At 52.7% G+C, this 23,140-nt stretch carries 24 protein-coding genes; 18 read left to right on the forward strand and 6 right to left on the reverse strand.

The annotated features are described in order from the left end of the window. Positions 1–3 precede the first annotated feature (3 nt). The 4 genes from F822_RS15645 to F822_RS12775 form a co-directional block, all read right to left on the reverse strand. Positions 4–261: a hypothetical protein gene (locus F822_RS15645; RefSeq protein ID WP_025041606.1), complete on the reverse strand. Its 258-nt coding sequence runs from the start codon at positions 259–261 to the stop codon at positions 4–6. Between the two features lie 102 nt (positions 262–363). Continuing rightward, positions 364–1,113, reverse strand: a complete 750-nt coding sequence (locus tag F822_RS12765; RefSeq protein ID WP_025041605.1) for a TerC family protein — start codon at positions 1,111–1,113, stop codon at positions 364–366. Positions 1,114–1,289: 176 nt separating this feature from the next. Further along, positions 1,290–2,276 (reverse strand): L-histidine N(alpha)-methyltransferase, encoded by a 987-nt coding sequence (egtD, locus tag F822_RS12770; RefSeq protein WP_025041604.1) that lies wholly within the window; start codon positions 2,274–2,276, stop codon positions 1,290–1,292. Next, positions 2,273–2,524 (reverse strand): hypothetical protein, encoded by a 252-nt coding sequence (locus tag F822_RS12775; protein WP_025041603.1) that lies wholly within the window; start codon positions 2,522–2,524, stop codon positions 2,273–2,275. Before F822_RS12775 ends, egtD begins: the two co-directional genes overlap by 4 nt. Positions 2,525–3,179: 655 nt before the next feature. Between F822_RS12775 and F822_RS12780 the strand changes: the two genes are divergently transcribed. Next, positions 3,180–3,656: a PRC-barrel domain-containing protein gene (locus F822_RS12780; RefSeq protein ID WP_025041602.1), complete on the forward strand. Its 477-nt coding sequence runs from the start codon at positions 3,180–3,182 to the stop codon at positions 3,654–3,656. Between the two features lie 59 nt (positions 3,657–3,715). Here the strand turns inward: F822_RS12780 and F822_RS14975 are convergent, their stop codons facing one another. Beyond that, a complete protein-coding gene (locus F822_RS14975) occupies positions 3,716–3,991 on the reverse strand; it encodes a helicase C-terminal domain-containing protein (protein WP_082204649.1) in 276 nt (91 codons plus the stop codon). A gap of 472 nt (positions 3,992–4,463) precedes the next feature. On the opposite strand from F822_RS14975, the gene F822_RS12785 reads away from it, so the two are divergent. From F822_RS12785 to F822_RS12865, 17 genes are all read left to right on the forward strand, one after another. Further along, positions 4,464–5,606 (forward strand): MFS transporter, encoded by a 1,143-nt coding sequence (locus F822_RS12785; protein WP_025041601.1) that lies wholly within the window; start codon positions 4,464–4,466, stop codon positions 5,604–5,606. 112 nt (positions 5,607–5,718) lie between these two features. Then, positions 5,719–7,128 (forward strand): 3-isopropylmalate dehydratase large subunit, encoded by a 1,410-nt coding sequence (leuC, locus tag F822_RS12790; RefSeq protein WP_025041600.1) that lies wholly within the window; start codon positions 5,719–5,721, stop codon positions 7,126–7,128. A 53-nt stretch (positions 7,129–7,181) separates the two neighbouring features. Beyond that, positions 7,182–7,307, forward strand: coding sequence for an entericidin A/B family lipoprotein (locus F822_RS12795; RefSeq protein WP_025041599.1), 126 nt, complete (start codon positions 7,182–7,184; stop codon positions 7,305–7,307). 16 nt (positions 7,308–7,323) lie between these two features. Then, on the forward strand, positions 7,324–7,962 hold the full coding sequence (gene leuD, locus F822_RS12800; RefSeq protein WP_025041598.1) for a 3-isopropylmalate dehydratase small subunit: 639 nt from the start codon (positions 7,324–7,326) through the stop codon (positions 7,960–7,962). Positions 7,963–8,232: 270 nt separating this feature from the next. Then, on the forward strand, positions 8,233–9,294 hold the full coding sequence (gene leuB / locus F822_RS12805; RefSeq protein ID WP_025041597.1) for a 3-isopropylmalate dehydrogenase: 1,062 nt from the start codon (positions 8,233–8,235) through the stop codon (positions 9,292–9,294). Between the two features lie 49 nt (positions 9,295–9,343). Next, complete coding sequence (asd, locus tag F822_RS12810) at positions 9,344–10,456, forward strand: aspartate-semialdehyde dehydrogenase (RefSeq protein ID WP_025041596.1); 1,113 nt, start codon at positions 9,344–9,346, stop codon at positions 10,454–10,456. Between the two features lie 545 nt (positions 10,457–11,001). Then, positions 11,002–11,952: a type IV pilus assembly protein FimV gene (locus F822_RS12815; RefSeq protein WP_156304424.1), complete on the forward strand. Its 951-nt coding sequence runs from the start codon at positions 11,002–11,004 to the stop codon at positions 11,950–11,952. A 196-nt stretch (positions 11,953–12,148) separates the two neighbouring features. Further along, a complete protein-coding gene (gene truA / locus F822_RS12820) occupies positions 12,149–12,955 on the forward strand; it encodes a tRNA pseudouridine(38-40) synthase TruA (RefSeq protein WP_025041594.1) in 807 nt (268 codons plus the stop codon). A 67-nt stretch (positions 12,956–13,022) separates the two neighbouring features. Further along, positions 13,023–13,649, forward strand: coding sequence for a phosphoribosylanthranilate isomerase (locus F822_RS12825; RefSeq protein WP_025041593.1), 627 nt, complete (start codon positions 13,023–13,025; stop codon positions 13,647–13,649). Beyond that, positions 13,636–14,832, forward strand: a complete 1,197-nt coding sequence (gene trpB, locus F822_RS12830) for a tryptophan synthase subunit beta (RefSeq protein ID WP_025041592.1) — start codon at positions 13,636–13,638, stop codon at positions 14,830–14,832. The genes F822_RS12825 and trpB overlap by 14 nt, the downstream gene beginning before the upstream one ends. A gap of 11 nt (positions 14,833–14,843) precedes the next feature. After that, positions 14,844–15,671: a tryptophan synthase subunit alpha gene (gene trpA, locus F822_RS12835; protein WP_036576290.1), complete on the forward strand. Its 828-nt coding sequence runs from the start codon at positions 14,844–14,846 to the stop codon at positions 15,669–15,671. Positions 15,672–15,679: 8 nt separating this feature from the next. Continuing rightward, entirely contained in the window at positions 15,680–16,549 is an 870-nt protein-coding gene (gene accD / locus F822_RS12840; protein ID WP_025041591.1) for an acetyl-CoA carboxylase, carboxyltransferase subunit beta, read from the forward strand. Positions 16,550–16,607: 58 nt separating this feature from the next. Continuing rightward, positions 16,608–17,906 carry a bifunctional tetrahydrofolate synthase/dihydrofolate synthase gene (gene folC / locus F822_RS12845; protein WP_025041590.1) on the forward strand — a complete coding sequence of 433 codons (1,299 nt, stop codon included), beginning with the start codon at positions 16,608–16,610 and terminating at the stop codon, positions 17,904–17,906. Positions 17,907–17,922: 16 nt separating this feature from the next. Further along, complete coding sequence (locus F822_RS12850) at positions 17,923–18,573, forward strand: SPOR domain-containing protein (protein WP_025041589.1); 651 nt, start codon at positions 17,923–17,925, stop codon at positions 18,571–18,573. Between the two features lie 61 nt (positions 18,574–18,634). Beyond that, positions 18,635–19,144 carry a CvpA family protein gene (locus F822_RS12855; protein WP_025041588.1) on the forward strand — a complete coding sequence of 170 codons (510 nt, stop codon included), beginning with the start codon at positions 18,635–18,637 and terminating at the stop codon, positions 19,142–19,144. Between the two features lie 111 nt (positions 19,145–19,255). Further along, positions 19,256–20,776, forward strand: a complete 1,521-nt coding sequence (purF, locus tag F822_RS12860) for an amidophosphoribosyltransferase (RefSeq protein ID WP_025041587.1) — start codon at positions 19,256–19,258, stop codon at positions 20,774–20,776. Between the two features lie 143 nt (positions 20,777–20,919). Further along, on the forward strand, positions 20,920–22,098 hold the full coding sequence (locus F822_RS12865; RefSeq protein ID WP_025041586.1) for an O-succinylhomoserine sulfhydrylase: 1,179 nt from the start codon (positions 20,920–20,922) through the stop codon (positions 22,096–22,098). 31 nt (positions 22,099–22,129) lie between these two features. Here F822_RS12865 and F822_RS12870 read toward each other — a convergent pair whose 3' ends face one another. Next, complete coding sequence (locus tag F822_RS12870; protein ID WP_197272827.1) at positions 22,130–22,945, reverse strand: M48 family metallopeptidase; 816 nt, start codon at positions 22,943–22,945, stop codon at positions 22,130–22,132. Positions 22,946–23,140 lie beyond the last annotated feature (195 nt).

Below are 23,140 nucleotides of genomic sequence, written 5' to 3' on the forward strand. Positions count from 1 at the left end.
GGTTTAACCCAGATAATTCATTAGGCGGCTCTGCGAGCCTACGCGAGTGCTGGCGGTCAGTTTGCGGCCATTTTCGCCGCCATTTTTGCTACCTGCGCGGCGTCCATAGACCAGGCTATGGACTTCTCTCAACCGGCAAAACTGTCTCGCAACCTGCCTCGCCATCATCTCGCGTCCTAATGGATTATCTGGGTTTAATGCAGTCAAGCCGAGGAGCTTGAATGGATTGCGCTGAAGGGAATGACTAGCCGGATTCAACATGATTTGGCCAGGTCAGTTATCACATCAACAGATGGCGTAAACGGAAACGCAGAAAATATAGGGATCAAACGATACGCGATACTTACATATCAGACTCGGCAATCACTCGATGTTATCTATCTGCCTGTGCAATTTTATCGTCTCCGCAGTTTTTTTACGCATTCGAAGGTTGAGAAACTCCACACCGACTGAAAATGCCATCGCGAAATAAATATAGCTCTTCGGGATATGGACATCGAAACCCTCGACGATGAGCGTCATTCCTACCAGTATCAAGAACGAAAGAGCAAGAATCTTGATGGTCGGGTGATCCTCCACAAAATCACCGATGGGCTTTGCCGCCATCAACATTACCAGCACTGCCAGAATGATGGCAATGGCCATCAATGTGACATGTTCCACCAGCCCGACAGCGGTAATGACCGAATCCAGCGAAAACACAATGTCCAGGATGGCAATCTGTATCAGCACCATGCCCATGCTGGTAACGGCGATGTTTTTGGCGTTATCCCCTGCGCCCTCGAGGCTGTTATGGATTTCATGCGTCGCTTTGAACAGCAGGAACATCCCACCCCCGATCAGCACGATATCCCGGCCGGAAACCGAATTGCCAAGTACGGTAAACCACGGTTCGGTCAAACCCATTACCCATGTAATGGAAAACAGTAAGCCAAGACGGGTAAGCATTGCCAGGCCAAGCCCCATTCTTCTTGCGAAATTACGCTGAGCTTCAGGAAGACGACCGACAAGAATCGAAATGAAAATAATGTTGTCTATGCCTAAAACAATTTCCAGCGCAGTTAAAGTCAACAATGCCACCCACGATTCGGGACTCGTCACCCACTCAAACATCAATTTTCCTCATGGTCATGGTCAATGCCGGCCTTGATTGGCGCACAATTTCGCTGCCCGGCTTTTGCCGGGTGTCATCATGAAGTTCATCGCTAGTTTATTACGCTGATTTTGCTGATCGCTATACTGCGGAGCGCTTATTACAGCGCTAACGGGAAACAGCCAAAAAATGCCGTTTATATTATCACGCCCAAGCTTACCGCGAACCAGCAATGAGGATCGGTCCAGGTATGTTCCACCTCGAAGCCGCCGCGCTGGAGCAGGTCTTTCAGGCGCTCAACTGTATACTTATAGCTGTTTTCCGTATGGATGCGCTCACCTTGATAGAACTGCAACGTGGTATCCAGCGCGTCGACTCTGACTGATTGGGGACGTGTGCTTTCCAGATGCAATTCGATGCGGGATGCTTTGCGGTTCCAAAAAGATACGTGGCTAAAAGAATCCGGTTCGAATTGGCCGCCAAGTTCGCGGTTGATTCTCACGAGAAGATTCTTGTTGAACGAAGCGGTTATTCCAGCGCTGTCATTATACGCCGCGTGCATGACATTCGCGTCCTTGACGAGATCTACCCCAAGCAGTAGCTGATCTCCGCTCGATAGGTGCTGTGCTACATTTCGGAGCAGCGCAATGGCTTCGCCATGTTCCAGATTGCCGATACTCGAGCCGATATACAAGACCAGACGCGGCGAGGGCTGTCGTTTCAGAAACCCGAGGTCTTCGAAATCTCCAATTTGTGGATGCACGTTCACTGCGCCCATTTCTCTTTCCACTTCATCTTTGGCCAACTGCAGGGCCGCGTCGGATACATCAAGCGGAAAGTAATTCACGCTGCATTGCTGTCGCAACAATGAACGCAACAAAATGCGCGTCTTGGTCGCCGTCCCTGCGCCGAGTTCACTGACGGACACGTTCTGGCCGAGCCGGCCGCATATTTCGTCGGCATGGGTCATCAGTATGGCGGCTTCCGTTCGCGTCGGGTAATACTCGGGCAAGCAGGTAATTTTTTCAAATAGAGCCGAACCCTGGGCATCGTAGAGCAGCTTCGGGGGCAGCCTCTTAGGCATGCGTGTGAGGCCCAGGAGTACGTCTCCTGCTATCGCCGGAGCCGGACCCGGCATGAGCGTGGGGGTCGAGATTCGATTCAAACGCTCAGGCGCAATCATGTGCCCACCCCATCATCCATCGGTAAATCGGGTGTGTGGAGAAATGCCGACGCGTCTGGAGCAGTGCGAGCTAAACGCATGGACGGCGTTAAAATAAATGCTCCAGAGTCAGGCATGGACTGGATTGTCTGATCACCTATGGTAGGCATTTCAGCAAGCCTCAGGGTCTGATTGTGCACCTCGTCATACCGCCCGGGCCGCTCGAGCGATAGCGAAGATCCGATGTGTTGGCTGAAAGTTTCAGGCATGGGTTATCTCGTCTTTTTGAAGTCGTTATCGACGCGGATTGAAAGCTGGTTAAACAAAAAAGCGATGCTATTCTCTTAAAATTGTTTATGAGGAATGGTATTCGTGAACTCGTGAACCTCTTTATGCAGATGTGTTACGCATGCGAATTCTCATCAATTCTCGTTAACTCTGCTGTGCATTTTCTATAAACACCGATATGCATTCTGTGCGCTGCCAGACATAGGGGCGCGGTTGCTGGTGGGCAGTACTGATTGCCGTTGGTGAATATTCATGGGTGTGTCAGACAACGGCTATCTTTGTACGTTACCGCACTGACCCGTTTTAGGAGTTCACGCATTCTGTACCCGTCTGAATCGCTTTTTAACCCAGATAATCCATTAGGACGCGAGATGATGGCGAGGCAGGTTGCGAGACAGTTTTGCCGGTTGAGAGAAGTCCATAGCTTGATCTATGGACGCCGCGCAGGGTAGCAAAATGGCGGCGAAAATGGCCGCAAACTGACCGCCAGCATTCGGGTAGGCTCGTAGAGCCACCTAATGAATTATCTGGGTTTAAGCTAATCGAAGCGGTCAGGAATGAAATCAGGAAGGTTCTCGTTAAGAAGCAAAACGAAACCGAAAGCCTGGAATTAAACCACTTTTACAGGAGATAACCATGAGTTATGAAGATCGTGATACTTACGGTATGTACAAAAGCGATGGCGAAAAAGAAGGTCCCGGACCTCGGTTGATGGGTGCCGATACGCTCATTGGAGAGGACGTCTACAATCGGAAAGACGAGGATCTGGGCGACATCAAGGAAATCATGCTGGATATGAACAATGGCAAAATCGCTTACGCGGTATTGTCTTTTGGCGGATTCATGGGTATGGGCGACAAGCTTTTTGCTGTGCCCTGGAGTGCGTTGAAGCTGGATACGGAGAACAAGCGTTTCATACTCGATGTGGATAAGAAACGCCTCGACTCCGCTCCGGGATTCGATAAGGACAACTGGCCCGATATGGCGGATCCGAGCTGGCAGAATACCATTAACGCCTACTATGGAACAAAGACATACACTGACACAAGCTACGCGGACACAAAGTCCACCAAGGACTATACGACGCCGGCTCAAAAAACAACGAAAGAATAATACCTGTGGCGCGGATCGGCACTGATCATGTAAAAAACGAGACCATGGTGACCATACGCCTAAATAATAGGCAAAGACGAAGGCGCTGAATCGCGCAACGGCTTGATTTCTTGAGTTGGAGTCAAAGAGGCAAGGTTATCTTGCCTCTTTGTTTTATATCGCTCGACTTTCCACCAATCCGGTAATAAACGAAGAACCTCGGGTCGTGTAAGCCTGTCGTCAATAAGGTTAATGACGCCTTGATCCAGGTGGGTACGAATCACACGGCCTGTGGCTTGCACTACCTTTTGAATGCAGCGCATCGAAGTAGAAGCGTTGCAATTCTTCTTCCCCATGTATGCTCATTGGGTTTTCAGCAAGATAATCCGTGGTCGTGGTAATGGCTTGCTCCAATGCCGTTATGAATTTATCCGGCAGGGCAGTGTGGACCTGGTAAGCGTATGCCTGGTCCTTGTGCAATTCGTTTCAGCAGCGATTGACCTATCCAGAACCTGCTTGTTTCGTTGGATACGCTTGGTCCGAGGTGATCTCTGAGAGAACTTCAATGCCCAATGTATCCGCGGGATCAGCCTCCCCGGCAGTTGAATGCGCAATTAAATGTTTATTCGCTGTCTCACTGTGCCTGGTCGAGATACTCTGCTGCTATAAAAACCTGATGCTTCAAATGCTTCATCTTCAGCTACTTCAGTTCCATCATTAATAAATTCGAACACCATTAATATATGGGCAACTATTCGCATAGTTACCAGATCACCTGGGTCCTGACGCTCAGTATGTTGCCCGTCGTAGGCTGTTAAACTCTGCCAGATGCAACCAATCCCTTACTGGCGCCTTTCCGGCTTTTATTTCTTCCATTTCGCTTTCATCGGTGCTTTTGCTCCTTACTGGAGCCTCTACCTGAAATCCCTTTCGTTCAGTGCTTTTCAGATTGGCATACTCATGTCCCTCTTGCATGTGACGCGTATTTTTGCGCCGGCTGCCTGGGGCTGGCTTGCCGATCATACCGGCAAGCGGTTGCTGATCGTACGATCGGCGGCAATTACGGGATTGATAAGTTATTGCGCGGTTTTTTTCGGCGAGTCGTTTACGTGGCTATTCGTAACCATGGCGCTGCTAAGTTTTTTCTGGAGCGCCTCTTTGCCCTTGATCGAAGCAACCACGCTTTCCTATCTTGGTGAAAGCACCGCAAAGTATGGGCGTATTCGAGTCTGGGGTTCAGTGGGATTTATTTTTGCGGTGACAAGCGTCGGCTATCTGCTTGATTCAACAAATATTGCTGCACTATTGTGGGCAGTGCTCGGATTCAAGCTGGGCATTGTCATCTTTTCGCGCCAGATCCCGGAGGGCGAGATAGTGGTCCATGCTGCCGATAGTCACTCCATTCGACAAATATTCAAGCGTCCGGAAGTGCTGGCGTTTTTCGGTGCCTGTTTGTTGATGGCGCTTGCGCATGGCCCCTATTACACTTTCTATTCCATTTATCTGGTGGAAAACGGTTATAGCAAGAGCATGGTCGGTTGGTTATGGGCTATCGGCGTAATTTGTGAAATAGGCATTTTTTTCCTGATGCCCCAGTTGATGCACCGTTTCGGCCTTAAGCAGATCATGGTTTTCAGCCTGAGCTGCGCGATAGTGCGTTTCCTGATGATCGGCTGGGGAGTGGACTGGCCGGCCATCATATTATTGGCGCAAATACTTCATGCTGCGACCTACGGTGCTCACCACGCCACGGCCATGATGTTCGTGCATCGACTCTTTCGTGGGCGCCATCAAGGCAAGGGGCAAGCGCTCTACACCAGCCTTACATTCGGCATCGGTGGCACGATTGGCGGAATATTCAGCGGCTATGCCTGGGAATCGCTCGGGCCGGGCCTTACATTTACCGTGAGCGCAGCCGCTGTTCTGCTTGGGTTGACATTGGTAATGTGGAAGATGGACGTTGAGCAGTAACGGAAAATGAGGTACAACGCTCATGTCACTGTTTCTTGCTGTCCCGTTATGGGATAATTTCAGATTCCACCGGAATCGAGGTTCGATTAAACCTAAATCCGAATTCTGAGAAATGCAAACGCTATACGACAAACTCTGGCAGAGCCATGTGGTACATGAGGAATCCGATAAGCCGGATGGCATGACTTTGCTCTATATCGACCGTCACCTTGTGCACGAAGTCACCAGTCCGCAGGCATTCGAAGGATTGAAGCTGGCTGGACGCAAGCCCTGGCGGCTGGATTCGATCCTGGCAGTAGCCGATCATAACGTGCCCACCACCCGGCGTGACCACGGCATCAGCGACCCGATCTCGCGTCTCCAGGTAGAGACCCTTGACCAGAATTGCGAGGAACTGGGCATCACCGAATTCAGAATGAATGACCTGCGCCAGGGTATTGTTCACGTAATAGGCCCGGAGCAGGGCGCCACGTTGCCCGGCATGACGGTGGTATGCGGTGATTCGCATACCAGTACGCACGGTGCATTTGCCTGTCTTGCCTTTGGTATCGGCACTTCGGAGGTGGAGCACGTGCTCGCGACACAGTGTCTGCTTTTGAAAAAAGCAAAAACGATGCGGGTTGCAATCGAGGGCGACCTTGGTCATGGCATTACAGCCAAGGATATCGCGCTTGCCCTTATTGGTGAGATCGGTACGGCGGGCGGCACGGGCTATGCAATCGAATTCGCCGGCAGCGCCATATGCGAACTCTCCATGGAGGCACGGATGACGCTTTGCAACATGGCTATCGAGGCGGGGGCGCGCGCAGGCATGGTAGGGGTGGACGATACTACTATCGACTATCTCAGGGGGCGGCCTTTTGCACCAAAAGGTGATTTGTGGGACAGAGCCGTGGTTTACTGGCGCACGCTGAAAAGCGACGACGGTGCAAGCTTCGACAAGACGATATCGCTGGATGCGGCACAGATCAAGCCACAGATAACCTGGGGAACGTCTCCCGAAATGGTGGCGGCTATCGACGGAAAGGTGCCTGATCCTTCGCGAATTACCGATAGCGTGAAGCGCCACGATATGGAGCATGCGCTGAAGTATATGGGACTTGCTCCCAACACCCCGATCAGCGAAATTCGTCCGGATAAGATATTCATCGGTTCCTGCACAAATGCGCGCATTGAAGATCTGCGGGCTGCGGCGAAGGTGGTGAAAGGGAGGCGTATTGCCGCGAGCATCAAGCTTGCGATGGTGGTGCCGGGTTCGGGCCTGGTAAAGCGGCAGGCGGAACAGGAAGGGCTGGACCGGATATTTCTTGACGCCGGCTTTGAATGGCGGGAACCGGGTTGCTCGATGTGCCTCGCGATGAACGATGACCGGCTTGAATCTGGCGAGCGTTGTGCTTCTACTTCCAATCGCAATTTCGAGGGCCGGCAGGGGTCGGGGGGGCGCACTCATCTGGTGAGCCCGGCCATGGCGGCAGCCGCTGCGGTAGCGGGACATTTTGTCGATGTACGGGAAATATATTAAAATTCCGGGGCAATAAAAACGGGTTCTTTTTTTACTACAAAACGGGAGTTGCAATGAGAACGTTTTCAATGATGGTTGCCTTGATCGCTGTCTTCGGTCTGTCTGCATGTAATACCATGCAAGGCTTCGGTAAGGATCTCCAGAGTGGTGGTGAAGCGATACAAAAACAGGCGCAATAGATAGAGTTATTGGCTCGTGAAAAAATTTGTTTTCTGCGACGGATTGGTGGCGCCGCTTGATCGCGCTAATGTCGATACCGACGCCATCATTCCCAAGCAATTTCTGAAATCCATCAAACGGTCTGGTTTCGGGCAGAACCTGTTTGACGAGTGGCGTTATCTGGATCACGGCGAACCGGGTATGGATGCCGCCCGGCGCAAGCCCAATCCGGATTTCATACTCAACCTGGCGCGCTACCAGGGTGCGCAAATACTGCTTGCGCGCTCAAATTTCGGCTGTGGTTCGAGCCGCGAACACGCGCCGTGGGCGCTTCAGGACTATGGCTTTCAAGTGGTCATCGCGCCCAGTTTCGCTGATATTTTTTTCAACAACTGTTTCAAGATCGGCCTGCTTCCCATTGTGCTCGATACGGCTGACGTGGATCAGTTGTTCTCGGAGGTAGAGGCCACTGCCGGCTATCGGTTGCGGGTTGACTTGCAGCATCAATCGGTAACGACGCCCAGCGGTAAATCCTTCTCTTTCGATATCGATCCCTTCCGTAAACATACTTTATTGAATGGCCTGGATGAAATTGGTCTGACTTTGCAACATATGGACAAGATCAAGGCCTTTGAAGAGAAGCACCGGGCTGCACAGCCCTGGTTGTTTACATGATCCTGAATCCGGTAGTTGACCGCTCATTTAATAGATCAGTGTCATGATTAATAACAATATCAAATATTATTTGACGCTCACCTTGTGGGTGAGGCCGCTACGGGGGGAAGTGTACGGTTTTTGCGGCACATGGCTGCGTTGCAACTCCTTGGAATGGAATGACCATTCCGCGTCGTTGCGCCTTGCCCTGTACCCCAAAAACCGTACACTTCCCCCCGTCCAACTACCGGATTTAGGATAATTTTTCTTCCGGTTTAAACGAAGGATTTTATGAAAATTGCAATCCTGGCTGGAGACGGTATCGGCCCGGAAATTATCGCCCAGGCTGTGCGAGTGCTGGAAGCATTAAGAAGCGACGGGTTAAAGTTTGAGCTGGAACCGGGTTTATTGGGTGGTTGTGCCGTAGAAGCAACTGGTGAGCCGTTTCCGGAAGCGACACGCAATCTTGTGGCCGGTGCGGATGCCGTGATCCTGGGTGCCGTTGGAGGTCCCCAATTTGACACGCTGCCGCGTCACCTGCGGCCGGAACGGGGTTTGCTCAGTATTCGAAAGGCGCTGAATCTGTTTGCCAACCTGCGCCCCGCGATACTGTATCCTGAGCTTGCCAATGCTTCGACGCTAAAACCCGAAGTGGTGGCGGGCCTGGATATTCTCATCGTGCGTGAATTGACGGGCGATATCTATTTCGGCGAGCCGCGGGGCATTGAATGTCGCGACGGCCAGCGTGTTGGTTACAATACCATGATCTACAGCGAAACCGAGATTCGCAGAATTGCCCGGGTGGCTTTTCAGGCGGCGCGTAAACGTCGTCGCAGCCTTTGCTCGGTGGACAAGATGAATGTGCTCGAATGCACCCAACTATGGCGCGACGTGGTGACCGAGACAGCGAAAGATTATCCGGACGTGGAACTCTCGCACATGCTGGTGGATAATGCCGCTATGCAGTTGGTGCGCAATCCTCGGCAGTTCGATGTGATGGTGACGGGCAACATGTTCGGCGATATCCTGTCGGATGAAGCTTCCATGCTGACCGGTTCGATCGGCATGCTGCCATCGGCCTCGCTGGACGACAGAAACAAGGGCCTTTATGAGCCCATACATGGTTCCGCTCCCGACATTGCCGGCAAAGACGTGGCGAATCCCCTGGCAACAATATTGTCGGTGGCGATGATGCTGCGCTATACGTTCGACCAGGAAGCGGCTGCCTCCCGCATTGAGAGTGCGGTAAAGAAAGTCCTGGCTCAGGGGTATCGCACTGAAGACATCTACGAGGCGGGAACGAAAAAGGTCGGCACGGCGTCAATGGGCGATGCGGTCCTGGCAAATATATAGGTAAATGGTTGAAAGAGACCAGGTTCAGTTTCCTGGAGAGAGGCGATCAATGAAACGAGTTGGGTTTATTGGCTGGCGGGGCATGGTAGGGTCGGTGCTCATGCAGCGCATGCGGGAAGAAAATGATTTTGCATTGGTGGAGCCGACTTTCTTTTCCACTTCCCAGAAAGGCGGTAAAGGTCCGGATATCGGCCAGGAAACGCCGTTGCTCGAGGATGCGCATGATATAAACCAGCTTAAGTCGATGGACATCCTTGTTTCCTGCCAGGGTGGAGACTACACCAGCGCGATCTTCCCCAAACTGCGTGAAGCGGGCTGGCGGGGTTACTGGATCGATGCGGCCTCCACATTGCGCATGGTGGACGACGCAATCATCATACTCGACCCCGTCAATCTGCCGGTTATCGAGCAGGCGCTGCACGACGATGTCAAAAATTACATCGGTGGCAATTGCACCGTCAGCTTGATGCTGATGGCTGTGGGCGCATTATTCGAAGAAGACCTGGTGGAATGGATGAGCGCCATGACTTATCAGGCCGCATCCGGCGCGGGCGCGCAGAACATGCGGGAATTATTGCTGCAAATGGGTGAAGCGCATCGTGTGGCGAAAAATTTGCTGGACGACCCGGCCGCGGGCATACTTGACATTGACAGGGAGGTTGCGGGGACATTGCGCAATGGGAATTTTCCCACCGCGAATTTCGGCGTGCCGCTGGCAGGCAGCCTCATTCCCTGGATAGACAAGGATCTGGGCAACGGACAGACCAGAGAAGAATGGAAAGGCCAGTCCGAGACGAACAAGATCCTGGGGCGCGCTGATCAGGTGATACCTGTCGATGGTATTTGTGTTCGCGTCGGTGCAATGCGATGCCACAGCCAGGCGCTGACCATCAAGCTCAAGAAGGACGTCCCGCTGGATGAGATAGAGGATATTCTTGCTGCATCCAACAGTTGGGTACGGGTTATCCCGAACGAGCGCGAGAGCACCTTGCAAGAGTTGACCCCGGCTGCGGTTACCGGAAGACTGACGATTCCAGTGGGGAGGCTGCGCAAGCTTGCCATGGGAGGAGAATATCTCTCGGCGTTTACGGTGGGAGATCAGTTATTGTGGGGCGCGGCGGAACCTTTGCGCAGGATGCTGAGAATTCTGGTTCAAGCCTGAGACTCGGCGGAACCGTCTTTTGCCTCATTCGGGAAGAAATTTGATTTAGCCCGGATGTTTCATAAATTCGCGTGATGATTGCGCAGGATTTTGTTTTGTAGGGAGATTTTGTGAAAGAGTGGCGTAGTTATTCATACGCCCGACTGAGCGAAATTTTCATACGAAACAAAAGACCAGCGAGGGCACGCAAATTTATGAAACATCCGGGTTATGCGAGTCGTGCAAAATGGGGCTTATATTAATTCCATGCTTAAGCGATTTTCCTGTTTTTCCGATAGAAAATCATCTCAACGATCCTGCTCACGGTATTCGCTTGGTGGTTTGATGCCGATAACGTTTCGCAGCAATACTTATTTTCTTCCCTGTAAACGAGGTTCGGGTATAACTTGGCGGGAGGGTTAGTAATAGACTAACAATAGACAAGCTTCAGCCAAATATTAATGCCGGCCCCGTGATATTTATCCATATATCCTCCTCAAGAGTGTACGGCTGTGCGGAAGTTTACTTCTAAAGCATGTTTGTTTTTATTTGCAATTTTTTTGCCGGTGGCCGGATATGCAGTTGGCTTGGGCAGGCTGACCGTCAATTCGGCTCAGGGACACTCCTTTAAAGCAGAAATCGAGCTGGTTGCGGTAAAGAAAGAAGAGAAACCTTCTCTAATGGCGCGTCTTGCCTCACAAGAAACGTATCGCCAAGCCAACATCGATTATTCTTCTGTCCTTTCGACATTTAATGCGAGTATTGAAACCCGCTCCGACGGGCAGCCCTACGTCAGGATTATGTCTCCGCAACCCATTGCCGAACCGTTTCTCAATATGTTGGTTGAGCTGAATTGGTCGACGGGACGATTACTGCGCGAATATACCGTGCTGCCCAGTCCGTCCGAAATTGATGCGCATCCGCCCTCTGAATCGGTCGTTGGCAAATCAGATGCGTCAGTCAAGCAGGATGAGAAGTTGCCAATACAGGATGAGTCCAATTCCGCCAGCAAGACTCATACTGCCTATGGTCCGGTAAAGCAGGGCGATACTTTAGTCAGAATAGCGAAAAATATCGTTTTTCCCGCTGGGGTGAGCTTGAATCAGATGCTGGTCGCGTTGCATCGCGCAAATTGCGACGCTTTCTTCGGCAATAATATGAATCAGCTCAAGACAGGACCTATATTAAGGATACCGGACAATAGTGAAATCGGTGCGATAACCCAAGCAGAAGCCAATCGGGAGGTGAAAGCACAGACCGCGAATTGGTACCGGCGGAGGTTTGCGGATAGAGAAGGAGCGACCGAGGAACTGAAGCAAACGGTCGGTGGAAGGATTGAACCCGCTGTTGAGGTAGATATTATTCCGGCCCAGGAGCTTTCCCGTGAGACTTTAAAGCTTTCAAAGGTGAAGAAAGCGGGAATGGGAGCGCATACATCAGAAACAATATCGGTGGGATCGTGGGCGACGAGGCAGGCGGAAAAGAGCCAAGTGCCCAGCGTGGGCTCTATGCAATGAAGGAGGGTGCTGCAGCAAAGCACAGGTCGCTTGACGAAACCAGGAATAACTCATAAACAAGCTGGATTATTACCGGACTGCCCTTTTCATTCATATGTTCAATTCTTCTGCTTCTTCCGCAAAATTTGCTTAATGAATCTCTGTTCAAGTGGCATGTGGGCGCTACGATAAAAATAGGCGCACAGGTGTCCGTGCGGTGAGAATTGCATTGGTGCTGGAGTACGATGGCAGCAGTTTTTGTGGCTGGCAAAGCCAGCGATCGGGCGGTTCGGTCCAGGATGCGGTGGAAGCCGCGTTATCCAGAATCGCATGCAGGGATGTTCGAGTAGTAACCGCCGGACGCACCGATGCCGGCGTTCACGCCGCGTATCAGGTAGTGCATTTCGATACGCAGGCAGAGCGGCCCATGGGAGCTTGGGTTCGCGGGGCTAACGCGCTATTACCGGATAGCATCGCAATATTATGGGCATCCGAGATTGCGGACGATTTCCATGCGCGCTACTGTGCCATCGAGCGCTGTTACCTCTATCTCCTATTGAATCATCCGGCGCGCCCAGGGCTTTACCAAGGCAATATCGGCTGGTTTCATCAGACTCTTGATATTGAACCCATGCAGGCCGCCGCGCAGACGCTGCTGGGAGAGCATGATTTCAGCGCTTTCAGGGCGGCAGAATGCCAGGCAAAATCTCCCGTACGCACTCTGACGAAACTGGAAATTATCCGGTTGGGCGACACCATCGCATTCGAACTGCGCGCCAATGCGTTTTTGCATCACATGGTGCGCAATATCGTCGGTTGCCTGATATATGTGGGAAAGCGCAAATATCCACCTGAATGGATAGGCGCGCTGCTTGAAAGCGGTAAGCGTAGCGATGCGGCGCCGACTTTTTCCGCTGCCGGATTATACCTGGCGGGTATTACCTATGATGCCAAATGGAAGTTGCCGTCTTTTGTCGAACCACCGCTTGCCGCGGTATTGCCAAGGACGAGCAGGCCCCGCTAGCCGTCTGGGTCGCGGACCCGATGGTGGCGAACAAAACTCAGCGAAAGGGAAAGAAGAAATTACAAGTATGTCTACCAAAGTAAAAATTTGCGGTATAACGCGTGTGGAGGATGCGCTGGCAGCAGTGCGTTTTGGTGCCAACGCCATTGGGTTTGTATTCTGGAAGAAAAGTGCGCGTTATGTGACACCGGCAAAAGCGCAGGAAATTATTGCCGCGCTACCGCCATTCATTACAGCGGTGGGTGTCTATGTCGATCCTGATCCGGATTGGGTGGAAGAAACATTTTCTGTAGCCAGCCTGAATTTGCTGCAATTTCATGGCAATGAAGACCCCGGGTTTTGTCGGCAATTTTCGCAGCCTTATATAAAGGCGATGCGAGTCAGGGCGAGCGTAGATTTGCTACAATACGCCACCCGTTATACCGGGGCCAGCGGATTGTTGCTGGATACCTATGTCGAAGGTGAGCCGGGCGGCACAGGCCATGCATTTGACTGGCGTCTGATTCCTCGGGAATTGCCGCTGCCCCTGATTCTTTCGGGAGGACTGCACTCGGGTAATGTTGCCAGTGCGATCCAGCAGGCACAGCCTTGGGCAGTAGATGTATCAAGTGGCGTGGAAAGCGCCAAAGGTATCAAGGACGTGGAAAAAATTTCCGCTTTCATGCGAGGAGTTCGAACCAGTGAAAGTTTATGATCTTCCGGATAGCCATGGACATTTTGGTCCATATGGCGGCATTTTTGTCGCTGAAACACTTATTGCAGCGCTGGAAGATTTGCGCGTTCAGTACGAGCATTATCGTAGTGATACCGACTTTCAGGCGGAATTTGCTTACGAGTTAAAGCATTATGTGGGGCGGCCCAGCCCCATCTATCATGCCAGAAGATGGTCGGCACATCTGGGAGGTGCGCAGATTCTGCTGAAGCGTGAAGACCTGAATCATACCGGGGCGCACAAGATCAACAATGCTATCGGGCAGGCGCTCCTGGCCAGGCGCATGGGGAAATCGCGCGTGATCGCCGAGACCGGCGCGGGCCAGCACGGTGTAGCCAGCGCTACAGTCGCCGCGCGCTATGGCATGGAATGTGTCGTTTACATGGGCTCCGTCGATGTGGAACGCCAGGCCGCCAATGTTTATCGGATGAAGCTCCTGGGAGCAACAGTCATACCGGTCGAATCAGGTTCGCGAACATTGAAGGACGCCCTGAATGAAGCCATGCGCGACTGGGTAACCAACATCGAAGATACATTCTATATTATTGGCACCGTAGCGGGACCGCATCCCTATCCGATGATGGTACGCGACTTCCAGGCAATAATCGGGCGTGAAGCAATTGTACAGATGCAAGAGGAATACGGGCGGCAGCCGGATGCGTTGATTGCCTGCGTGGGTGGCGGGTCAAATGCTATCGGCCTTTTTTATCCTTATATAGAAAGTAATGTAAGGATGGTCGGCGTGGAAGCGGCGGGACGCGGAATTGAGAGTGGGCAGCATGCGGCTTCCCTGACGATGGGAAGATCCGGCGTATTGCACGGAAATCGCACCTATCTGATCCAGGATGAGAACGGTCAGATTGTCGAGACCCACTCTATTTCAGCCGGGCTGGATTATCCTGGCGTCGGCCCCGAGCACGCCTGGCTCAAGGACAGCAATCGTGCTGAATATATCGCCATTACCGACGACCAGGCGCTGGAGGCGTTCCATTCACTGTGTCATTACGAAGGCATCATACCGGCGCTGGAATCCAGTCATGCGCTGGCTTATGCCGCCCAGCTCGCGCCCTCGCTTGGCAAGGATAAGCTGCTGCTGGTGAACCTGTCCGGACGTGGGGACAAAGATATGGCCACTGTAGCGCAGGCTTCCAATATAACCTTCTGAAATCATCATACATGTCTCGTATCGCTACCGTATTCGGCAACCTGCTCCAGAAAAAAAGAAAAGCACTGATTCCTTTCATCACTGCTGGCGACCCCGAGCCCGCGATGATGGTTCCATTGATGCATGAGCTGGTAAAGGCAGGCGCCGACATCATCGAACTGGGCGTCCCGTTTTCGGACCCCATGGCGGACGGGCCGACCATACAGCGGTCTTCGGAGCGCGCGCTCAAGCATGGTGTAGGTCTGAAGGATGTGCTGACAATGGTGGAGGAATTCAGGAAAACCGATACATACACACCGGTTGTACTGATGGGTTATGCCAACCCGATAGAATCGATGGGCTACGAGAAATTCGCGGTGGGAGCAAAAAAATGCGGGATAGATGGCGTGCTGGTAGTGGATTATCCACCGGAAGAGTCCCGGGAATGGGTAAGCAATCTTGAACGCCAGCAAATAGATGCGATTTTCCTGCTTTCCCCCACTACTCCGCAAGTGCGCGTCGAGCGGGTAGCGGAGCTGGCGCGGGGATACATATATTATGTTTCGCTAAAAGGCGTAACCGGTGCATTAAGTCTCGATCTCCGCGATGTCGCCAACAAACTGGTTCAGTTGCGCACCCGCATCTCCATTCCCATTGGCGTCGGTTTCGGCATACGCGACGGCGCAACGGCCAAAGCCGTGGCGGGCCTTGCCGACGCTGTCGTGATAGGTAGCCGCATCATTGAAGAAATAGAAAATTCAACCAGGGAGAATTTATTAACGAACGTATACGGCTTGGTAAAAAATCTCCGTGCCGCCATCGACGAAGCCAGCGCTGAACACGCATCATCCATCATTTAAACTAATTTATGAGCTGGTTCCAGAAACTTCTTCCCCCAAAAATAAAACGCAAGGTAAGCGGCGAAAAAAAGGCCGTGCCTGAGGGATTGTGGAGCAAGTGCGCATCTTGCGAAGCAGTGCTTTATTACTCTGATCTGGGTAACAATCTAAATGTCTGCCCCAAGTGCAATCATCACAACCGCATTTCTGCCCGGGTGCGTCTTGATTTATTCCTGGATGCCGAAGGCCGTCATGAGATCGGCGCGGAAGTGCAATCGCTTGACCCGCTTAAATTCAAGGATAACAAGCGTTATATCGACAGGTTATCGGAAGCGAAAAGAGATACGGATGAAAATGACGCCCTCGTGGTCATGCAGGGCAGCGTCAAAACCGTACCCCTGGTTGCAGCGGCATTCGAATTCGGTTTCATGGGGGGCTCGATGGGCTCGGCGGTAGGTGAGCGCTTCGTGCGTGCGGTGCAAACATGCGTCGAGCAACATGTGGCTTTTGTATGCTTCGCCGCCAGTGGCGGCGCGCGCATGCAGGAAGGCTTGCTGTCATTGATGCAGATGGCTAAAACAACAGCGGTTCTGACTCAACTGAGCCAGGAGCGGCTACCTTTCATCTCGGTATTGACAGACCCCACCATGGGTGGGGTGTCGGCCAGTTTTGCCTTCATCGGTGACGTGGTAATCGCCGAGCCAGGAGCATTGATCGGATTCGCAGGGCCGCGCGTTATCGAGCAGACTGTGCGGCAAACCCTGCCGGAAGGGTTTCAACGTGCCGAATTCCTGCTGGAACACGGTGCTATAGACATGATTGTAGATCGCCGGCTCATGCGCGATAAGGTTGCCAACCTATGTTCGCTGCTGATGCGCGTTTCTCCGCCGGCAACTTGATCTTTGGCTCACCTGATCATGTCGTCATGATGTTCATGCCGGGTGGCGCAAGATAGTAATGAGCAAACCCGATACAAAATCCAGAACGCTTTCCGATTGGCTGAACTGGCTTGAACGTATCCATCCGAAGTCCATCGAGATGGGACTGGACAGGATAAATCGGGTGAAGGCGGGCTTGAATCTTGCATGTTCCTTTCCCATCATCACGGTCGGGGGCACTAACGGCAAAGGGTCGACATGTGCCATGATGGAGGCGATTCTTACCCGCGCCGGGTATCGCGTTGGCTGTTACACTTCTCCGCACTTGCTGCGTTATAACGAGCGCGTGCGGGTGAACCGAAAGGAAGCCAGCGATGACGAGTTATGTAATGCTTTTCAAATAGTGGAATCGGCCCGGCTTGACAGCGGTATTCCTCTGACCTATTTTGAGTTTGGCACACTGGCCGCAATGCAACTATTCAAACAGGCCGAAGTGGAAGTCGCGATCATGGAAGTGGGACTGGGCGGCCGGTTGGACGCAGTCAATATTTTTGATGCTGATTGTGCGGTTATCACCAGTGTTGACTTCGATCATATGGATTATCTGGGTACCACTCGGGAGGAAATTGGATTTGAGAAGGCCGGAATTTTCAGAAACGGAAAGACTGCTATTTGCTCGGAACCGGATATTCCCGAGACCGTACGGCTTCACGCAGAAGCGATTGGCGCGAATTTGATGCACATCGGCGAGCACTTCGGTTACTCGACCAGCGCAACCGGATGGAGTTTCTGGGGAAATGGGGGCAAGCGTCATTCGCTGCCCTACCCGGCATTGCGGGGCGCTTATCAGTTGCGCAACGCCAGCGCCTGTCTTGCTGCGCTGGATGCGGTAAAGGATAGCTTGCCGATTACCATGGGCGATGTACGCCAGGGACTATTGGAAGTTGTCTGGCCAGGCCGGTTTCAGGTGTTACCCGGCCGTCCTGTGACGGTACTGGATGTGGCACACAATCCGGGCGCCGCGCGCGCCTTGGCTACCGGCCTCGACAGCATGGGCCGCCATCAAAAGACTTATGCGGTATTTGCAATGCTCAAAGATAAGGATATTGCCGGTGTGGCGCGGGCACTTGCGGCAAAAGTCGATGTATGGCTGACAGCGAGCATCGATATGCCACGTGGGGCTGCAGCTGGTGACGTGGCGCGGGCTCTGAAGGAGGCAGGTGTGGGTGAGGAGACAATTCAGAGTTTTCCGGACCCGGCCGCAGCATATGCATTTGCCTGTGAGCACGCAACCGTAAATGATAGAATCTGTGTTTTTGGCTCATTCCATACCGTGGCCGAAGTGTTGCGGTACCGGAACGCGGTTGAGCACGGTTAGAATCAAACAGAGACGAATGGCAAAGACCGTCAGCGAAGAAGAGATTCAGCTAAGGAAACGCGCCAGAAGACGTCTCGTCGGCGCAATTACACTGGTGGTCACTGCGGTTGTCATTCTGCCGATGGTGCTCGATAGCAAACCGGAGCAGAGAAGTCACGAAATTGACATTCGCATACCATCTGAAGACTCGGTGGAAGAGCTCGCACCCGAGGTCGCCCTTCGTACAGAAGCACCGGCCAGGACTGTTCCAGAAAAATTGGAAACCGGAATAGGTCAGGAAGAGCCGGTAGTCTCCGAGCCATCAGTAAAGCCTGCCCAAGCCGCGAATGAATCGATAGAGAAACCGGCGGCGAACAGCATGGATTCCAAAGGTGAATCGGGAACGGGAAATGCAAAAGCTACCGTTCCTGCCACTGCCGCTACTGTATTCGTAGTGCAATTGGGCGCTTTTTCCGATCCGGGCAAAGCTAGGCAGCAGCTGCAGAGCGTGACATCGAAGGACAGCAGGTCCAAGGCCTATACGGAAACACTGAAGGTCGACAGCGGCACTGAAAAGGGCGAGATAACGCGTGTTCGGGTAGGACCGTTTGATACGCGTGAGGAGGCGGAGCGTACGCGTGAGAAACTGAAGAAACTTGGATTCGATGGCGTAGTCGCGGAGAAGTAGGATGATGGAACCATTACCGCACAGGAAAATTGCCCTTCTGTAATTTCGTTCCTGTTTACGAATGACTATTTTCGATTACTGCGTTCTTGCCATACTTGTTGTATCCATTTTGCTGAGTGTGATACGAGGCGTGGTGCGCGAATCATTGTCGCTGGCGGGCTGGATCGTCGCATTCATGGTGGCAAACTCATTTTCAGCAGGGTTCGCGCCCATGCTGCCATCCGGTATCGCCGGCGAAACATTGCGTATGTTGCTGGCATTCGCTGCATTATTCCTGTCGGTGCTGCTGGCGATGAGCCTGATCGCCATGCTGGTCTCAGCGTTGGTAAAAAGTGTGGGATTGGGGTTTGCAGATCGTTTTTTTGGTTCGTTGTTCGGTTTTATACGAGGGTTGCTGGTAGTGTTATTGGTTGTGCTGGCAGCGGGATTCACTGCGCTGCCGCAAGAGCCGTTCTGGCAAAAGGCCTTGCTCAGCAAACCGCTGGAGACAGCGGCAATGTTGGTAATACCATGGTTGCCGCCAGATTTGTCCACGCGTATCAATTATGTGAAATTAAAGCGCGGACAGTGACTAGCAGCCTGTCGGTATAATACAGCGCTCGGCAATTCCATTCGTCCATATCCGGATAAACCTTTTGTACAGTTTTAATCAAAATCAAAGCCATCTTTGCGGAGTGTGGTCATGTGTGGAATTCTGGGCTTAGTCGCACAAACAGCCGTCAACCAGTTGCTGTACGACGGCTTGCTGGTACTCCAGCACCGCGGACAGGATGCAGCCGGCATCGTTACTGCCCAAGGTAATACTTTCCACATGCACAAGGGTGGCGGCCTGGTCCGCGATGTGTTCCGTACCCGCAACATGCGTGCTTTGCTTGGTAACATGGGCATTGGTCATGTGAGATATCCCACCGCTGGCTCCGCTGAATCGTCGGCTGAGGCACAGCCGTTCTATGTGAACTCCCCGTTCGGAATCGTACTTGGGCACAACGGCAATCTCACGAATGCAGCCCAACTCAATGATGAGTTGTTTCGTGAAGATTTGCGCCACGTCAATACCAGTTCCGATTCGGAAGTGCTTCTCAACGTACTCGCCCATGAGTTGCAAAGAAGTACGAAAAACCACCAGCTCGACCTTGCCGCTATTTTTGACGCAGTGTCCGGCGTACATCGGCGCTGTCGAGGTGCTTATGCAGTGGTGGCAATGATCTCGGGTTATGGATTGCTCGCTTTTCGCGACCCTTACGGCATCCGTCCATTGGTGTTCGGCTCTGCTGAAACCGAGCATGGGATGGAATACCTGGTGGCGTCCGAAAGTGTGGCGCTCGATACATTAGGGTTTAAGCTGGTGCGCGATGTCGCCCCCGGCGAAGCAATTTTTATCGACGAGAACGGTAATTTCCACAATAAGCAATGTGCCGCCAATCCCACGCAGAATCCGTGTATTTTCGAGTATGTCTATATGGCGCGCCCGGATTCCGTCATGGATGGTATCTCAGTATATGAAACGCGTCTTAACATGGGCGAGAGCCTGGCTGACAAGATCGCCGCAACCATGCGTCATCTGGATATCGATGTGGTGATTCCGATCCCGGACTCCAGTCGCCCCAGTGCTTTGCAGCTCGCTAATCGCCTTGGCGTGAGCTTTCGCGAAGGTTTCGTAAAGAACCGCTATATCGGGCGTACTTTTATCATGCCGGGCCAGCAGCAGAGGCGCAAATCCGTTCGACAAAAACTCAATGCAATGAGTGTGGAATTTCGCGGTAAAAATGTACTGCTGGTAGACGATTCGATTGTGCGTGGCACCACCAGCCTCGAAATTGTGCAAATGGCGCAGGAGGCCGGCGCCCATAAGGTATTTTTTGCTTCGGCCGCGCCACCGGTGAGATTTCCCAACGTTTATGGAATTGATATGCCGACGCGCCGCGAGCTCATCGCTACCGGGCGGAATGAAGACGAGATCTGCCACGAGATCGGTGCCGACCACCTCGTTTATCAGGATCTCGATTCGCTCGTCAAAGATGTATGCCGCGTCAATCCATCGATTACGCATTATGAAACGTCCTGTTTCGATGGGCGCTACATCACCGGCGATGTTACGCCGGAGTATCTCGCTTTACTGGAGGCGCAGCGTGATGGCGGCGCGCCCTTGTCTCGCTCACGGTCCAGTACGCAGCTGGATTTGAACCTGGTGGCGATCGATTAATGGAGATTTGACAAAAACAGTTATCGGGCGTAATTTGACTGTAGCGCCGATTTGATATTCAGCTTGCGGGCGCATTATAAATTCGGCTAAAGCGGGAAACCCGTTTTAGCGAATGCTGAACGGGTTTTTTTTGGGAGTTAAGCATGTCTGATGATTTTGAGCTGGAAACCCTGGCGTTACACACCGGTATTCACCGTAGTCAATTCAATGAACACTCGGAGGCCTTGTACCTGACTTCGAGTTTTGTATTTGACAGCGCAGCCCAGGCTGCGGCGCGCTTTTCGGGTGCGGAATCCGGAAATATTTACTCGCGATTCACCAACCCCACGGTTACGGCTTTCGAAGAGCGGCTTGCCGCGCTTGAAGGCGCAGAAGCATGTGTTGCCACTTCTTCGGGGATGTCAGCCATACTTGCCTGCGTGATGGGGCTGCTCTCCGCCGGCGATCATGTCATCGCGTCGCGCAGTCTTTTCGGTGCAACCGTGAGTCTGTTCAATAATATCCTCAAGCGCTTCAATATCGAAACGACGTTTGTTTCCGCCACCGATGTCGCAGCCTGGGAAGCGGCGGTAAAACCCACCACAAAACTCATGTTTATCGAAACGCCGTCAAATCCGTTGACTGAAGTCTCGGACATCGCCGCACTCGCACACGTGGCAAAAAAAGCCGGCGCATGGCTTGCGGTCGATAATTGCTTTTGTTCGCCCGCGCTGCAGCGACCGCTGGATCTGGGCGCCGATCTTGTGGTTCACTCCGCCACCAAGTATCTCGAAGGGCAGGGTAGAGTTTTAGGTGGCGCCGTACTGGGGAAGCGCGACCTGGTGATGGAAGGCGGAATTTTTGGCTTTCTGCGTACCGCGGGGCCGAGTTTGAGCCCTTTCAACGCCTGGGTTATTTTAAAGGGAATGGAAACCCTGAAGCTGCGCATGGATGCGCATTCTGCAAATGCCATGCAGATCGCTTGCTGGCTGGAAGCGCAGCCCGGTGTGGCGCGGGTTCACTACCCGGGTTTGCCCTCACACCCCCAGCACGAGCTTGCCAGACGCCAACAGAAAACCGGTGGTGGAATCGTTTCATTCGAGTTGAAAAATGGAAGAGAAGCGGCATGGCGGGTAGTGGACTCCGTTCGATTGATTTCGATCACCGCCAACCTGGGGGATGCCAAGAGTACGCTCACCCATCCCGCCACCACCACTCATGCCCGTATCAGTCAGGAAAGTCGGGATGCCGCCGGGATCACCGAAGGTTTATTGCGCATCGCGGTGGGACTCGAAGCGGTAAAGGATATCCAGGCTGATCTTGCAAGAGGATTAAACGCATAATCTTCCACTGGACCAACGAGACGGTTCAGCTTCAGTGAAGCGTGGCTTCATAGAGGGGCATGACGCTCGGTAACAACGATTCAATCTGCTGGACTCGGCTCGAGTCCGTAGGATGGCTGCTCAGGAATTCGGGAAGCTGGCCGCCACTGTTGGCATTCATCATTTTTTGCCACAACGTAACACCGGCGCGCGGGTTATAGCCTGCACGTGCGGTCAATTCCAGCCCGATGCGGTCTGCCTCGGCCTCGTCGGTACGGCTAAAATGCGTTGCGACCAGGGCCTGATAACCGACGTTGGCGAGAGTGGTGGCATTCTGGCTGAGCCCAAATGCCGCGGCGCCCAGACCCATCGCGGTCTGCGCCGCGATTGCCTGCGACACCTGCTCACGTGAATGTTCACGCAAGGCGTGGGCGATTTCATGCCCCATCACCACTGCAATTTCCGCATCGTTGAGTTGAAGCTGATTGATCAGTCCGGAATAAAACATGATCTTGCCGCCAGGCATGCAAAAGGCATTGAGTTCCTTGCTGTCTATGATATTGACCTCCCACTTCCACCCGGGGGCATCCTTGCGGAATACACCAGTCTGCGGTTCGATACGGCGGGCTATTGCCTGCACCCGCTGCAGCAGTTTCGGATCCTTGTTCAACGCACCTTGTTGCGTTGCGTCCGATTTCAGCTTGGTATAACCTTGTGCGGCCGTTTGCTCCAGTTGCTCTGAAGATATCAGCATCAGTTGAGAGCGGTTCGCGCCGACCGCACCACCCGAGGTGGTGGTTGCACATCCCGTTAGCGCAGCTAACCAAAGACTGATCGATATTGCTGTAAGAATTCGAAAAGTGGACATGATTTTTCCCATTGATGAAATATTTTATTTTCCCTACACAAACAACCTCTCACGGTACGGGTGGTACATACCTCACACAGCAGTATTACCTGGCAGCGCGCCCGAGCTTGGATAAAAGGCGCTATTCCGGCTCAAAAGTTTAATAAAAACTCGTCATCATGGTACTGATAGCGAGCGTAGCTGACTTTCAAAGCC

It is taken from the genome of Nitrosospira briensis C-128 (assembly GCF_000619905.2).
GTDB classification, from domain to species: Bacteria; Pseudomonadota; Gammaproteobacteria; order Burkholderiales; family Nitrosomonadaceae; genus Nitrosospira; species Nitrosospira briensis.